The sequence below is a fragment of the Pseudomonas sp. H3_D04 genome (genome assembly GCF_054669175.1).
In genome coordinates this window covers 4,842,824-4,858,337 of the sequence record NZ_CP162801.1, presented here as the reverse complement: position 1 = coordinate 4,858,337, position 15,514 = coordinate 4,842,824, and the positions used below count along the sequence as shown (strand labels likewise).

12 protein-coding genes are annotated in these 15,514 nt (G+C 57.1%); 4 read left to right on the top strand and 8 right to left on the bottom strand.

Annotation, left to right across the window (positions count from 1 at the left end; all coding sequences use genetic code 11):
* The first annotated feature begins 25 nt into the window (after window positions 1-25).
* The 4 genes from AB4N91_RS22555 (at window position 26) to AB4N91_RS22540 (ending at window position 4,068) form a co-directional block, all read left to right on the top strand.
* Complete coding sequence (locus tag AB4N91_RS22555; protein WP_154911882.1) at window positions 26-1,411, top strand: DUF6002 family protein; 1,386 nt, start codon at window positions 26-28, stop codon at window positions 1,409-1,411.
* Window positions 1,408-2,460, top strand: coding sequence for a hypothetical protein (locus AB4N91_RS22550; RefSeq protein WP_234452937.1), 1,053 nt, complete (start codon window positions 1,408-1,410; stop codon window positions 2,458-2,460). The genes AB4N91_RS22555 and AB4N91_RS22550 overlap by 4 nt, the downstream gene beginning before the upstream one ends.
* Complete coding sequence (locus tag AB4N91_RS22545) at window positions 2,453-3,637, top strand: MFS transporter (RefSeq protein WP_154911881.1); 1,185 nt, start codon at window positions 2,453-2,455, stop codon at window positions 3,635-3,637. Before AB4N91_RS22550 ends, AB4N91_RS22545 begins: the two co-directional genes overlap by 8 nt.
* A 179-nt stretch (window positions 3,638-3,816) precedes the next feature.
* The gene (locus tag AB4N91_RS22540) at window positions 3,817-4,068 is read left to right on the top strand and encodes a hypothetical protein (protein ID WP_077747405.1); all 252 of its coding nucleotides are present in this window, start codon (window positions 3,817-3,819) and stop codon (window positions 4,066-4,068) included.
* Window positions 4,069-4,245: 177 nt separating this feature from the next.
* Here the strand turns inward: AB4N91_RS22540 and AB4N91_RS22535 are convergent, their stop codons facing one another.
* The 8 genes from AB4N91_RS22535 to AB4N91_RS22500 all read right to left on the bottom strand — a co-directional run bounded on the left by AB4N91_RS22535 (window position 4,246) and on the right by AB4N91_RS22500 (window position 15,024).
* Entirely contained in the window at window positions 4,246-5,226 is a 981-nt protein-coding gene (locus tag AB4N91_RS22535) for a peptide ABC transporter ATP-binding protein (RefSeq protein ID WP_010463420.1), read from the bottom strand.
* Complete coding sequence (locus AB4N91_RS22530; RefSeq protein WP_010463418.1) at window positions 5,226-6,194, bottom strand: ABC transporter ATP-binding protein; 969 nt, start codon at window positions 6,192-6,194, stop codon at window positions 5,226-5,228. The genes AB4N91_RS22535 and AB4N91_RS22530 overlap by 1 nt, the downstream gene beginning before the upstream one ends.
* 10 nt (window positions 6,195-6,204) lie before the next feature.
* Entirely contained in the window at window positions 6,205-7,134 is a 930-nt protein-coding gene (locus AB4N91_RS22525) for an ABC transporter permease subunit (RefSeq protein ID WP_370654429.1), read from the bottom strand.
* A 7-nt stretch (window positions 7,135-7,141) separates the two neighbouring features.
* Window positions 7,142-8,152 (bottom strand): ABC transporter permease subunit, encoded by a 1,011-nt coding sequence (locus AB4N91_RS22520; protein WP_038978933.1) that lies wholly within the window; start codon window positions 8,150-8,152, stop codon window positions 7,142-7,144.
* A gap of 72 nt (window positions 8,153-8,224) precedes the next feature.
* The gene (locus tag AB4N91_RS22515) at window positions 8,225-9,820 is read right to left on the bottom strand and encodes an ABC transporter substrate-binding protein (RefSeq protein ID WP_077747406.1); all 1,596 of its coding nucleotides are present in this window, start codon (window positions 9,818-9,820) and stop codon (window positions 8,225-8,227) included.
* Window positions 9,821-9,898: 78 nt separating this feature from the next.
* Window positions 9,899-11,317, bottom strand: a complete 1,419-nt coding sequence (locus AB4N91_RS22510) for an OprD family porin (protein WP_010463411.1) — start codon at window positions 11,315-11,317, stop codon at window positions 9,899-9,901.
* A 172-nt stretch (window positions 11,318-11,489) separates the two neighbouring features.
* The gene (locus tag AB4N91_RS22505; RefSeq protein ID WP_010463409.1) at window positions 11,490-13,091 is read right to left on the bottom strand and encodes an ABC transporter substrate-binding protein; all 1,602 of its coding nucleotides are present in this window, start codon (window positions 13,089-13,091) and stop codon (window positions 11,490-11,492) included.
* A 307-nt stretch (window positions 13,092-13,398) separates the two neighbouring features.
* Window positions 13,399-15,024: an ABC transporter substrate-binding protein gene (locus tag AB4N91_RS22500; protein WP_083375031.1), complete on the bottom strand. Its 1,626-nt coding sequence runs from the start codon at window positions 15,022-15,024 to the stop codon at window positions 13,399-13,401.
* Window positions 15,025-15,514: the final 490 nt, after the last annotated feature.

Genomic DNA, 15,514 nt, shown 5'->3' with positions numbered 1-15,514 from the left:
TTCCACGAGCAGGAGCACAAGACAAATGGATGTAATGAAAACCGATGCGGCTGCACTGACAACCCAACGACCTCTGACTCCCATTTCTGTCATCGAACGTTACTACGATCTGATCGTCAGCAGTGCTCCCTGTTTCGAAGTCAGCATCCGTGACGACGCTTTTGAGCCTTCCATGAAGCTGCCCGAAATGGAGCCGCGAATGCAGGCCTTCCTTTCTGTCGCCACTGCGCAATTTTTTGAGATGGGCCGTTACCGAGGTATGCCGTTGCGGTTGTTCGACCTGAGGCAAAACGCAAATACTCAAACCACAAAGACCTTTGCCTCGACGCTGATCGTTGCGCGCGCCATTCGCCATATTCAGGATACCGGCGACAGTATTGTGTTGTTTTCCCCCTCATCCGGAAACAAAGCCATCGCTCTACGTGATGCGGTTCTACGGGCAATTAAAAACAAGCTGGTCCACCCAGAGCAGTTACGCATTGTCACGCTGACGCCTGCCCTGACGACTGAAAAGTTGCGTAGATCCGAACTTTACGACGATCCTCGATTGCGTGCTTTGAATCCTGTGTTCGTGCTGGGTACTGAGTCGCCGGAAGCAGTAAAGGTTGTTGGTCAACAGTTCAAGGATCTCTTCAATCGTCGTCCATTGGGTGATTCGAAGTTGTGGCATTCCCTCCGGCTCGAGAACTACCGGTTTTCTGATCAAGCCCGGGCTTTTTTTGATTTTGAGTATGGTGACGCCTGGGACACTGACCGCAAGACCGTGCATGTGCATGCTGTGTCGAGTGCTTATGGTCTTCTGGGATATTGCTCAGGTGTGGACGTGATGAAGCGTCACGGGACACAGGTTTCCACTCCGTCATTTTTGTTGGTTCAACATCTCGCAACCAGCGACATGGTTCTGCACTTGCTCGACGGAAATTTTGAGGGTGCTTCTGCTCCACGCTATAAGCAGGGGGCCGACGGTTTATGGGTGCAGTCGGAGTCTGCGCACTTTCCTGCCACAACATGGAGTCTAGACGAAGTACTCGAACACACTTTTTATACACACCTGCCACCTACCGCAGTGGAAATGACTGCGCGGGTCAGGGCCAATGGCGGCTCGGGGATAGTCGTTTCGCTTCATGAGTGCATGCAGCGCTACAGTGAATGCGCTCAATTTCTCGCGAATACGCCCGTCAGCTTGCCAGCCGATCCTCGTGATCTGAAAGAGTGGTCATTGGTGATGGCCATGACAGGTTGCCTGAATGCAATTGATCGACAACTACTTGAGGGTATGGACGGTTGCACCATCCACGCGTCGGGCACCTATTGCGGGCGGGATTTTGAAGGCATTCCCACAGAGGGTTTGTCTTTTATTGATAGTGCTGAAGAGATGATGGAGATCCTTCGCAGCCCTTGTAATCCATGAGCTTTGATCCTCACGTGATCAGCAAAGCGCTCTGCCATTTTCGCGTCTATCGGGGCGACTCCAGAGCTGGAGAATCGGCATGCCTGGTTTATGCAGGAGTGGCGGAAGGTTTGGTTTATATCGCACCGTTTGTGGCGCAGTGTTTTTTTGAGAAGTCGTATATAGAGCAGGAAGGAACTCTGGAGTGGCACCAGCTTGAGGGTTTCATAAAGCAGGATCAAACCGACTTGTACTTGTTGATGGCTCCCTTGGAGGTCATTCAGCAATACCGGCAGCCTGGCGATATTGTTGGCGTGAGCAGGATTCACCAGCAAGTTGATGTTTCAGCTGGATGGCAGCAGGTACTGAGCCAATTCTCCCATCGAGAAAACAAGCGTCGCACTCAATTGGCCGGACAAGGTTTTGATTTCGATGTGTCGTTTGAAGATAAAGACTTCTTTGCGTTCTATCGGTCGATGCACGTCCCGACAATGAGCGCCCGTTACGGGTGTTTTGCGCGAAGCGTGCCGGAGCAAGTGGCTTATCTCGACTTATTTAAACAAGGCGTTTTGTTTCGAGTTCATTTAAAGGGTGAGTGGGTGGCGGGCAGTATTTCCCAGATTAATGAATCGACACGCACCTTGAATGCGCGGTTGATCGGAGTGAAGGAGGGAGCCGCCGTCTACCGGGCCAATGGAGCGCAGAATTATGTCTACCACGCGATCCTTGAGTGGGCATCCGACCATCCAGCGATTGACTGTGTCGACTTCCAGGGCTGCGAGCCATTTCTGAGCAAAGGAACATTCCAGTACAAGAAACGCTTTGGGACGACGGCAGTTGTTCCTGAAAACGCATTCGGTCAATGGCGGTTGTTGATTCGAACAAGGGCGCTTTGTGTGTCCACCAGACACTTTCTGATCAATAACCCTTTACTGGGTCTGGATGCCGAGGGGCGGTTACAAGCGCAATATTTTTTTGATGCAGAGCATGAGGTTCGCTCGGATATTCCTTTCGCTTCAAAGGGCATCCAAAGCGAAGTAAGGCGCAACCTGGATCAATGGGATGACTGATCGGTACATTTACCCGATTCGGCTCAGTGGCTATTTCTGCCCAATGGCCTGGGTGCTTGCTGCGTTGATTTTTATCAGCCGTTTGAGCGCCATGGTGAAGCTGTTCATGGCGTTGTACCTGCGTCAGGCGTTGGCGTTGCCGATTGAAACCGTTGGATGGTTGTTGTCCGGGTACGGAGCCGGCTTGTTGATAGGGTCGATGGGGGGAGGACTGCTGAGTGAGCATTTCCCGACGGCTCGACTCACTGCCGCGCTGTTTTTTGTTTCAGCGTGGATTTTGGTCTTGTTGGGACTGGTTACAGATGTGCTTTTGTTGGCAGGTCTGCTTCTGTTTAGCGGGGTACTTGATGGTGCGATTCGCACCCTTCATCAGCGGTTGATCATGGAGTATTGCGAGGTTGCACAGCGGACTCGCTCGCAGTCATTGAACCGTGTTGCCAGCAATTTGGGCATGGCAGTTGCCGGAGTGGTGGGTGGCGTCCTGGCGCAGACGGATTTTCGTTGGGTATTTTTTCTCAGTGCCGCCATGTCTCTGCTGGCCTTGGTCTGGTTTGTTCGGGCGACACATCAGCGAGATATTCTGAGGCAGGATGAGGACTCTGAGGGGGCTTCAGGTTCTTGCGTACCGTATCGCGACAAGCCTTTCCTCTGGCTGTTGGGGGCCTCAGTCTTGCTCGGTCTTGCCTTTGAGCCGGTCTACAGCATGTTGGGCAACTATTTACTTGATTACTATCGGTTGGGTGCTGAAGTCATTGGTTGGCAATTTGCGCTCAACGCAGTGCTGGTGGTGGTACTGCAAATCCCGATATCTCATTGGAGCGAGCGATGGAGCGCACGCTGGCGGCTGCTGGCAGGCAGCATTTTGCTGGCCTGCGGGCTTGGCATGTTGCCCTTGGGCGCCGGTGTGTTTTATCTCTGCCTCTCGACCGCTATCTGGACGCTTGGCGAAATTCTCTTCATGCCTACTTTGAACGTGATGGTCATGAAGCGCGCACAAGCGGGAAAAAGCGGGCACTACTTTGGTCTTTTCTCAATGTGTTGGAGCGCGAGTGTGCTGCTTTCTCCGACGCTTGGAGGCCACCTTTATGGCCACTTTGGTGGGCATAGTGTCTGGCTTGGGTGTGCGGCCTTGGCGATCTTGTCCATGCCACTGGTTTGCCAGGCAACTCGAAGATAGCTCGCGTAATTTAGCTGATCTGGTTATAGGCATTATTCAAATCCGTTCTCCCCACCCACTGCATTTCCCGCGCATCGTTAGAGTCCTATCTGGAGAACCCAACCTGCCCCATCGGGACCGGATGTCTACCAGTGCCGTCGGGCCACCACGTTTCACCTGCGATAAGGATGGAATCAGCCATGAGCATTTTTCAACGCATTGTGTTGTTGCTGAAAGTTTGGGTACTGCTGTTGGTTGGCATGTCAGCGGCCTGGGCGGAATGCCCGGACCATCGTGAGCAGGCTTCGAGTGGGCAGGTGACGCACACTGGGCTGATGATCGCCGCGTCCGAGTCGGAGCCAGGCGACCAAGGGCAGGGCGGCAGTGCGGACGACGATGATTCGACCACTGATGAACCGGACAGCGATGATGAAGGCGACAGCCAGACATAAACCGCAGGCAAATGAAAACCCCTTCTGTCCCGGCTGATGCGCAGCCGGGGCAGAAGGGGTTATTGAACAGCTCACCTATTGCTGTGGGAGCGAGCCTGCTCGCGAAAGCGGCGTGTCAGTCGACATTGATGTTGACCGGGTTAACGCCTTCGCGAGCAGGCTCGCTCCCACATTTTTTTATGCCGCGCCGTCGAGGAACTGCTCGGCGTAGTGGCAAGCCACCTGACGGCTGTCGAGCAGGCGCAGGGCCGGCTCTTCGGTGCTGCAGCGCTCGGTCGCGTAAGGGCAGCGCTTGTGGAATGCGCAGCCGGACGGCGGGTTCAGCGGGTTGGGCAGTTCGCCGACGATCTTGATCTTCGGCTTGTTCGGGTCCGGGTGAATGGTCGGGGTGGCCGACAGCAGCGCCTGGGTGTACGGGTGCAGAGGACGCTCGTAGATGTCGTTCTTCGGACCCATTTCCACCGGGCGGCCGAGGTACATCACCATCACGTCATCGGCGACGTGTTGCACCACTGCCAGGTTGTGGGAGATGAACACGTAGGCGGTGTTGAACTCTTGCTGCAAATCCATGAACAGGTTGAGCACCTGCGCCTGAATCGATACGTCCAGCGCCGAGGTCGGTTCGTCCGCGACCAGCACTTTCGGTTGCAGCATCATCGCGCGAGCGAGGGCGATCCGCTGGCGCTGACCGCCGGAGAACATGTGCGGATAACGCTGATAGTGCTCAGGACGCAAGCCTACCTGCTTCATCATCGCCTGTACTTTCTCGCGACGTTCCGAGGCGCTCAGGCTGGTGTTGATCAGCAGCGGCTCGGCGAGTTGATCACCGACTTTCTGCCGAGGGTTCAACGAGGCGTAAGGGCTCTGGAACACCATCTGCACGTCTTTGCGCAGTTGTTTGCGCTGAGCCTTGTCGGCGCCGGCGACTTCCTGCCCGGCGATTTTCAAGGAGCCGGAGGAGGGCTCTTCGATCAGCGTCAGGGCGCGGGCCAGGGTGGATTTGCCGCAGCCCGACTCACCTACAACGGCGAGGGTCTTGCCGGCTTCCAGTTCGAACGACACACCGTTCAGGGCGCGCACGGTCGCATGGCCCTTGAACAGGCCACGGGACACTTCGTAGTGACGGGTCAGGTCGCGGGCGGTAAGTACGACGGCCATTACGCCACCTCCTGATTCAGCGGGTAGAAGCAGCGGGCGAGGCTGTTGCTTTTCGGGTCGAGGGCCGGACGCTGGGCGCGGCAGCTGTCTTGCACATACGGGCAGCGTGGCGACAGCAGGCAACCCTGCGGACGGTCATAGCGACCGGGAACGATGCCCGGCAACGTGGCCAGGCGCGTGGCACCCAGGCTGTGTTCCGGAATCGCCTTGAGCAGCGCTTCGCTGTAAGGGTGTGCCGGAATGTCGAACAACTGAGGAACCTGACCCACTTCAACCGCCTGGCCGGCGTACATCACGCACACACGCTGAGCGGTTTCGGCCACGACCGCGAGGTCGTGAGTGATCAGCACCAGGCCCATGTTCTGCTCTTTCTGCAACGCCAGCAGCAGGTCCATGATCTGTGCCTGGATCGTTACGTCCAATGCCGTGGTCGGTTCGTCGGCGATCAGCAGTTTCGGTTCGCCGGCAATCGCCATGGCGATTGCAACACGCTGGCTCATACCGCCGGAAAGCTGATGCGGGTAGGCGTCCATACGACTGGCGGCACCCGGGATTTCCACTTTTTCCAGCAGTTCGATGGCGCGTGCGCGGGCCTGCTTGCCGGACATTTTCAAGTGCAGGCGCAGCACTTCTTCAATCTGGAAGCCGACGGTGTAGCTCGGGTTCAGCGCGGTCATCGGGTCCTGGAAGACCATGGCCAGGTCTTTGCCGACGATTTGCCGACGCTGACGGTTGCTGAGCTTGAGCATGTTCTTGCCGTCGAAATTCAGCGCGTCGGCGGTGACGATCCCCGGGTGCTCGATCAAGCCCATCAGCGCCATCATGGTCACGGATTTACCGGAACCCGACTCGCCAACGATGGCCAGGACTTCGCCCTTGTCCACGGTAATGTCGAGCCCGTCGACCACCGGAACCGCGTTCTTGTCGCCGAAGCGAACGTTGAGATTCTTGATTTCTAACAGTGACATTTGAATCTCCTCAGGCGGCGTTCTTGAGTTTCGGGTCCAGCGCATCGCGCAGACCGTCGCCCATCAAGTTGATTGCCAGCACGCTGAGCAAAATGGTCAAACCAGGCAGACTTACCACCCACCAGGCGCGTTCGATGTAGTCGCGAGCCGAAGCCAGCATGGTGCCCCACTCAGGGGTTGGCGGTTGTACGCCAAGGCCGAGGAAGCCCAGTGCCGCGGCATCGAGAATCGCCGAAGAGAAACTCAGGGTGGCCTGAACGATCAGCGGCGCCATGCAGTTGGGCAGCACGGTGACGAACATCAGGCGTGGCAGACCGGCACCGGCCAGACGCGCGGCGGTCACATAGTCGCGGTTCAATTCGCCCATCACCGCAGCGCGGGTCAGACGAACATAGGACGGCAACGAAACCACGGCGATGGCAATAATGGTGTTGATCAAGCCAGGGCCGAGGATGGCGACAATCGCCACCGCCAGCAGCAGGGACGGCAGGGCCAGCATGATGTCCATCAGACGCATGATGGTCGGGCCGAGCAGTTTCGGGAAGAAGCCGGCGAACAGGCCCAGAAGGATGCCCGGAATCAGCGACATCACCACCGACGACAAGCCGATCAGCAGGGACAGGCGCGAACCGTTGATCAGGCGCGACAGCAGGTCGCGACCCAGTTCATCGGTGCCGAGCAGGAACTGGATCTGCCCGCCCTCCAGCCAGGACGGCGGGGTCAACAGGAAGTCACGGTATTGCTCGCTCGGGTTATGCGGAGCAACCCACGGCGCGAAAATCGCGCAGAAAATCACCAGCAGCATGAACATCAGGCCGGCAACGGCGCCTTTGTTCTTGGAAAACGCTTGCCAGAATTCTTTGTACGGGGACGGGTACAGCAGGCTTTGATCGACTGTTACCGCTTGATTTTGAGTTGAAGCTGGAGTGGTCATGGTCATGATGATCTCAGCGCTGGTGACGAATGCGTGGGTTGGCAAAGCCGTAGAGGACGTCCACGACGAAGTTCACCAGAATCACCAGGCAGGCGATTAACAGGATGCCGTTCTGCACCACGGGATAGTCCCGTGCGCCAATGGCTTCGATCAGCCATTTGCCGATGCCGGGCCAGGAGAAGATGGTTTCGGTCAGAACCGCACCGGCCAGCAATGTGCCGACTTGCAGGCCGACTACGGTCAGTACCGGAATCAGCGCGTTGCGCAGGCCGTGAACAAAGACCACGCGCGACGGCGACAGGCCTTTGGCGCGGGCGGTACGGATGTAGTCTTCACGCAGTACTTCGAGCATCGACGAACGGGTCATCCGCGCAATCACCGCCAGCGGGATGGTGCCGAGCACGATGGCCGGCAGGATCAGGTGATGCAGGGCATCAAAGAACGCACCGACGTCATCGGCCAGCAGCGTGTCGATCAGCATGAAGCCGGTCCGCGGCTCGATGTCATAGAGCAGGTCGATCCGCCCGGACACCGGGGTCCAGCCCAGGGATACCGAGAAGAACATGATCAGGATCAGGCCCCACCAGAAGATCGGCATCGAGTATCCCGCCAGGGAGATGCCCATCACCCCATGGTCGAACAGGGATCCTCGCTTGAGTGCCGCGATCACCCCGGCCAGGAGGCCCAGGATGCCGGCGAACAACAGCGCGGCCATGGACAGTTCCAGGGTCGCGGGGAATAGAGAGCTGAACTCGGTCCAGACACTTTCACGGGTACGCAGGGATTCGCCAAGGTCGCCGTGGGCCAACTTGCCGATGTAGTCCAGGTACTGGGCATACAGCGGTTTGTTCAGGCCAAGGCGTTCCATTGCCTGAGCGTGCATTTCGGGGTCGACCCGACGTTCGCCCATCATCACTTCCACGGGGTCGCCAGGAATCATGCGAATCAACGCGAAAGTCAGCAAGGTGATGCCGAAGAATGTGGGGATCAATAACCCCAATCGGCGGGCAATAAAACTAAACATCTTGTGTGGTACCTCATCAGCCGGTTAGGCGTGCCCGGCATTCCTGGGTCAGGAATGCCGGTAGTTTCTTATCTACTTCACCTGGGTGGTGGCGAAGTTATTAGTGGTGAGGGGGCTAATGTGATAGCCCTCTACGTTGTTGCGCATTGCGGTAAACATACGGGTGTGCGCCATGTTGATCCATGGCTGGTCCTGATTGAAAACCTCCTGGGCTTGCTCGTAGAGCGCTGCACGTTCCGCCGGGTTCACTTTAGCCCGTGCCTGGTCAATCAGGGTCTGGAATTTCTCATTGCACCAGCGCGCGTAGTTTTCGCCGTTCTTGGCGGCTTCGCAACTCAGATTAGGCGTCAGGAAGTTGTCCGGGTCGCCGTTGTCGCCCGCCCATCCGGCGGAAACCATGTCGTGCTCGCCGTTTTTGGCGCGTTTGAGCATTTCGCCCCATTCCATGACGCGAATGTCGACCTTGATCCCGACCTGGGCCAGGTCAGCCTGCATCATCTGCGCACCGAGCATCGGGTTCGGGTTGGTCGGCCCGCCGCCGTTACGGGTGAACAGCGTGAAAACAGTGCCCTCCGGCACGCCCGCTTCCTTGAGCAGGGCACGAGCCTTGTCCAGATCACGTGGCGGGTTTTTCAGCTCGTGGTTGTAACCCAGCAGGGTGTCCGGGTACGGGTTGACCGCCACTGTTGCGTTGCCTTTGCCGAACAGCGCGTTGACATAAGCCGCCTTGTCGAACGCGATGTCGATGGCCTTACGCACACGCACATCGCTCATGTATTTGTGCGAGGTGTTCATGGCGATGTAGGAAACGGTCATCGCGTTCATCTCATCAACCTTCAGGTTGGTGTCTTTCTTGATGCTCGGGATGTCATCCGGTTTCGGATACAGCGCGACCTGGCACTCGTTGGCCTTGAGCTTTTGCAGGCGCACGTTGTTATCGGTGGCGATGGCCAGGATCAGCGCATCAGCCGGTGGCTTGCCACGGAAGTAGTCCGGGTTGGCCTTGAAGCGAACCTGCGCATCTTTGTTGTAGCGCTGGAACACGAACGGGCCGGTGCCGACCGGTTTGTTGTTCAGGTCGCCGGTCTTGTTGGCCTTGAGCAACTGGTCGGCGTACTCAGCTGAGTAGATCGAGGAGAAGGCCATGGCGACGTCCGCCAGGAACGGCGCTTCGCGACGGGTCAGGGTGAATTTGACGGTGTTGTCGTCAACTTTCTCGACGCTTTTCAGCAGTTCCTTGAAGCCCATGCTTTCAAAGTACGGGAAGCCCACGCTCGACAGTTTGTGCCATGGGTGGTTCGGGTCCAGCTGACGCTGGAAACTCCAGACTACGTCGTCGGCGTTCATGTCGCGGGTCGGCTTGAAGTATTCGGTGGTGTGAAACTTGACGCCTTTACGCAGGTGGAACGTGTAGGTCAGACCGTCCTCGCTGATCTCCCAGGAGTCGGCCAGTGCCGGAATCACTTCAGTGGTGCCGGGCTTGAAGTCGGCCAGACGATTGAAGATGGTTTCGGCCACCGCATCGGCTGTGACTGCAGTCGTGTACTGGACCATGTCGAAGCCTTCCGGACTGGCTTCGGTGCAGACCACCAGGGGTTTGGCCGAGACGCCAACAGCGACACTCAGCAACGCGGCTGCAATGGCCGCACGTAGGGGAAGCATTTTCATCAAGAACCCTCTGCAATCGGTTAAAGGACAAAAGCCGAACGGCCGATTCGTCACTGAATCAGCCGTTCGGCAGGTGTATTACAGAATGTTGAACGGGATGGTGGTCACGAGACGGAACTCGTTGAGGCTGCCATCCGCCTGGTTATCACTGGCGCGGTGAGCGGTGTAGGTCGCGCGGATAGCCGTGGCCTTGAGCGGGCCGCTCTGTACGGCGTACGAAGTACCAATGCCGTATTCATAGTGGGTTTCGCCGTCCATCGACTGCACGCCGTCGTAACCGCCGCCGGCATAGTGAGTACCGTCGATGCCCCAGCCGCGAGCCTGGTAGATGTTGAACTTCAGGCCTGGAATGCCGTATTCAGCCATGTTCAGGCCGTAGGCGATCTGGAAGGATTTCTCGTTCGGGCCGTTGAAGTCCGACAGCAGGGAGTTGGCCAGGTAGATGCCGTTGGTTTCGTGCAGGTAGTCGAAGTACTCGTTACCGTTCACTTCCTGGTACGAGAAGGTCAGGCTGTGGGCCTGGTGAGTCAGGCCCAACGACAGGGAGTAGGTGTCGTTGTCGATTTCGCCCAGCAGCTTTTTGCCTTCGTCGACGGTTTTGTAGTAATTCAGGCCGGTGGTCAGGCTCAGTACCGAGCTGTCACCCAGAACGTGGGTGGCGCCGAAGTAGTACTGGTTCCACAGGTCTTCGGCCTGGGTGCCCCACAGGCTGGTGGTCAGGCTGGCGAACGGCGTGTAGGTGATACCGGCGGTGTTGACGTGATCGGCTTCAGCGGTACCGTCGCCGTATTCGGAACGGAATTTGCGCTGGCTCTGTTCGGTACGCGGCGAGTTACGGTCAAAGGTGGCGATGTCGAAAGTCAGGTTTTCCAACTCTTCGCTGTGCAGACTGACACCCTCGAAGCTCGAAGGCAGTGGACGGTTGCCGATGACATCTACTTGCGGGCTGCTGAAGTTCTGGCGACCGGCAGTCAGTGTGGTATTGGAGAAACGCGCCTTGACGTTGGCCAGGCCCAGTTTGCTCCACTGATCAACAGCGTCACCGCCATTTTCAGTCAAAGTACGGTTGTTGCCACGGCCGCCACGACCTGGCTCGGGAGCACCACCGTTACCGGATGCGAGGTCTTTGCGATCGCGGTCCAGAGCAATGGCGTTGTACGCCGCCACTTCGGTGCTGAAACCGACAGTACCCTCGGTGAAGCCCGAGTTGTACTTGATGATCGTGCCTTGAACCCAGTTGATTCGACGGTCAGTCGTACGAGTCTCACCATTTTTACGATAGTTGAGCGTCGCGCCCCGCTTGAACGACTCATTCGCATACCAGTTACGCGTGGAACCGGTGATCGATTGGCCTTCCACAAAGCCGGTGGCTTCGCTTTGGGCGCTTTTCTCTTTCACGGTAACCGGAGTGAAAGCCTGGCTTTGGGTTTCTGCGTAAGCCGAGGCGGTTACGCTGCTGATGGCCAGGGCCAATAACGCGGTGCTGCTCAGTTTCATGGGTGAAGCTCCTTACTTTCTTTTTTTTAATGCCGGTCTTTTTTGGTGATCCGGCTATTTGGTTTAAAACTCATACAAGGCTTCGCAAACGTTTGCTTTATGCCGGATTGGCGAATTACGGCAATACGTTTGCGTGAGGGCGCAATGCGCCCCCAGCGTTCTGGCTAATCGGTTATTGGTCGATACTGACGCCCGAGAACACGTTACGACCGAATGGACTCACCTTGAATCCTTCGATTTTGGCGCTCAACGGCTGGTTAACCGTCGAATGGGCGATAGGCGTGATCGGCACTTGTTGCTTGAGGTAGTGCTGCGCCTGTTTGTAGAGCACGGTGCGCTGGTCGCGGTCGGTGACGACCTTGGCCTGCTTGATGAACTTGTCGTAAGCCGGATCGCACCACATGGAGTAGTTGTTGCCACCAATGGCGTCGCAGCTGTAAAGCGTGCCGAGCCAGTTGTCCGGGTCCCCATTGTCGCCGGTCCAGCCAATCAGGCTGACGTCGTGTTCGCCATTCTTGGTGCGCTTGATGTACTCGCCCCATTCATAGCTGACGATCTTCACTTTGAGGCCGATTTTTGCCCAGTCAGCCTGGAGCATTTCGGCCATCAACTTGGCGTTCGGGTTGTAAGGGCGCTGAACGGGCATCGCCCACAAGGTGATTTCGGTGCCTTCTTTCACGCCGGCAGCCTTGAGCAGTTCCTTGGCTTTTTCCGGGTTGTAGGCAACGTCCTTGATCGTGTCGTCGTAGGACCATTGGGTCGGCGGCATGGCGTTGACGGCCAATTGACCGGCGCCTTGGTAAACGGCGTTGAGAATGCCCTGCTTGTTCACCGCCATGTCCAGCGCCTGACGCACTTCGAGCTGGTCGAAAGGCTTGTGGCGCACGTTGTAGGCGATGTAGCCCAGGTTGAAGCCGGGCTTCTCGATGAGCTTGAGTGCCGGGTCGTTCTTCAACGCGGGAACGTCGGCGGGGCGCGGGCTCAATGTGATCTGGCACTCATTGGCCTTGAGCTTCTGCACCCGCACCGACGCGTCGGTGTTGATCGAGAAGATCAGGTTGTCGAGCTTGACCCGGCTCGGGTCCCAGTACTGCTTGTTGCCGGTGTAGCGGATGTTGGAATCTTTCTGGTAGCTCTTGAAGGCGAACGGGCCAGTGCCGATCGGCTTCTGGTTGATGTCGCTCGGCTTGCCTTCGGCCAGCAGTTTGTCGGCGTATTCGGCGGACAGAATAGCGGCGAAGCTCATGGCGATGTTCTGGATGAACGCGGCGTCGACGCTGTTGAGCGTCATGACCACGGTCAGCGGCCCGGTCTTCTCGACCTTGGCGATGTTCTTGTTCAGGCTCATCCCGTTGAAATACGGGAACTCGGTCGGATAAGCCTTACGGAAAGGTTGCTGCGGATCGAGCATGCGATTGAACGTGAACAGCACGTCATCGGCGTTGAAATCACGGGTCGGCGTGAAGTACTTGGTCGTGTGAAATTTCACACCTTCGCGTAGGTGAAAGGTGTACTTGAGGCCGTCCTCGGAAATATCCCAGCGAGTGGCCAGGCCGGGTACGACGTTGGTGGCGCCTTTTTCAAACTCTGCCAATCGGTTGTACAACGGCTCGGCGGCATCGTTGTCGGTCGATGTCGTGTACTGCGCAGTGTCGAAGCCAGCCGGGCTGCCTTCGGAGCAGAACACCAGGCTGTTATTGGCGGCCTGGCTGATGGAAGTGGCGGCCAACAGGCCGGTACCCAGCAATGCGGATAAAACCAAGGTATGGCGCATGACGCTCCCTTTTCTTGTTCTCTAAGTGTCTTCAATGAACCGCCGTCCCGTCCGCGGACGTGGAGGCATCACTGAGTTCAAACCATGCCATGCAGCAAAACCGAGAGCCCACGCATGAACTGGTCAGATCCCGACGGTATGAGCCGTGGGTCCGGCAGTAAATGCGTAGAGTCCGAAAGACTTGTGGGAAAAGGCAACGCATCCGACATCACGATGGTCATCCGTGACGGAATTGGATGTAGGCGTTTTCCTACTTTCTCGGCAGATAAAACAACGGCGACGTTAAATACGTCGCCGTTGCAAAACCTTATTTGCTGACGCTGACGCCGTAGAAGGAGTTCAAGCCAAACGGGCTGATCTTGAAGTCCTGCACGTTGTCGCGCATGGGTTGGAACACCGTCGAGTGAGCGATAGGTGTCATTGGAACAGCGTCTTTGAGGACGTGTTGCGCCTGTTTGTACAGTTCGGTGCGCTTGCCCTGATCGGTCGTGCGCTTGGCCTCTTTGACGATGCCGTCGAACTTCTTGTCGCACCACTTGGAGAAGTTGTTGCCCTGCAGCGAGTCGCAGCCGAACAGCACGTTCAGCCAGTTGTCCGGGTCACCGTTGTCGCCGCTCCAGCCAATCAGCATCGCGCCGTTTTCGCCGCCTTTGGAGCGCTTGATGTACTCGCCCCACTCGTAGGTCACGATCTTGGCCTTGATACCGATCTTGGCCCAGTCGGACTGCAGCATTTCAGCCATCAGTTTGGCGTTCGGGTTGTACGGACGCTGTACCGGCATCGCCCACAGGTTGATCTCGGTGCCTTCCTTGACGCCGGCTTCCTTGAGCAGCTCTTTGGCTTTCTCAGGGTTGTACGGCGCATCCTTGATGGTGGTGTCGTAAGACCACTGGGTTGGCGGCATGGCGTTGACGGCCAGTTGACCAGCACCCTGATAAACGGAGTCGATGATCTGCTGCTTGTTGACAGCCATGTCCAGTGCCTGACGCACTTTCAACTGAGCCATCGGGTTCGGCTGATCGCTGCCCTTGATCTTGTCCATCACGTTGTAGGCGATGTAACCCAGGTTGAAACCAGCCTGGTTAGGCACCTTCAAGGTCTTGTCTTCTTGCAGCGCCTTCAGGTCGGCCGGACGTGGGAACAGAGTGATCTGGCACTCGTTCTTCTTCAGCTTCTGAATACGCACCGACGGGTCGGTGGTGATGGCGAAGATCAGGTTGTCGATCTTGACGTCGTCAGGCTTCCAGTAGTCCTTGTTCCCGGTGTAGCGGATGTTGGAATCTTTCTGGTAGCTCTTGAATACGAACGGACCGGTGCCGACCGGCTTCTGGTTGATGTCGGCGGCCTTGCCTTCCTTGAGCAGCTGGGCAGCGTACTCGGCGGACTGGACGGAGGCGAAGCTCATGGCCATGTTCTGGATGAACGCGGCATCAACTTCTTTAAGGGTGAACTTGACGGTGTGGTCGTCGACTTTATCGATCTTGGTGATGTTGGTATCCATCCCCATGTCGGTGAAGTACGGGAATTCGGTCGGGTACGCTTTGCGGAACGGGTCGTTCTTGTCAATCATCCGATTGAAGGTGAACAGCACGTCGTCGGCGTTGAACTCACGAGTCGGCTTGAAATACGGGGTGGTGTGGAACTTCACGCCTTCACGCAGGTGGAAGGTGTAAGTCAGGCCATCATCGGAGATGTCCCACTTGGTTGCCAGACCAGGAATCACGGCGGTGCCGCCGCGCTCGAACTGGGTCAGGCGGTTGAACATGGTTTCTGCAGAGGCGTCGAAGTCGGTTCCGGTGGTGTACTGGCCTGGGTCGAAACCGGCCGGGCTGCCTTCGGAGCAGAACACCAGGTTAGTCGCAGCGGATGCGAAAGGTGCGGAGGCTAACAAGCCTGCGCCGACTAAAAACGGAATGACCGCGTGTTTAAGCATGTTGGCCTCATGATTTGTTGTCATTTTTGGAATTAGAGGACGACCTCGTGAGCCGTGCCTGCGGATACTTATGCAGGGGCCATACCCATTGCAAGATCCGGAGCGACCACAGGCGTTAAACGGTGGCACGAACGTACCTTAATGTCGCATATGTATAAATTCATGCGCATTTGACCGTTTGCGCAGGGTTTTTTCGGTGCATCTGGCGCACCGCGACGGGGCAATCGGCAAGACTTTCGCACCCGGTTGGAGCGAGGTGTTACTTATTTATACCCATCTTTGAGAGGCGTGGATGAGAGGTGTGGGCGTGAATGAGATTGAGTTGTAGTTGGGTGGGTAGGTGTTTGTTGTTTAAAGGGTTGTTGTGTCTGTGGGGGCAGATTGTTGCGTTACTGTCTGGCAGTGGACATCTGTGGGGATGATTTGGATCCGGGAGGTGATGGAGGCTACGTCGGAGTGGTGGGTAGTACCGAGGGTGCAACCTGTCTGC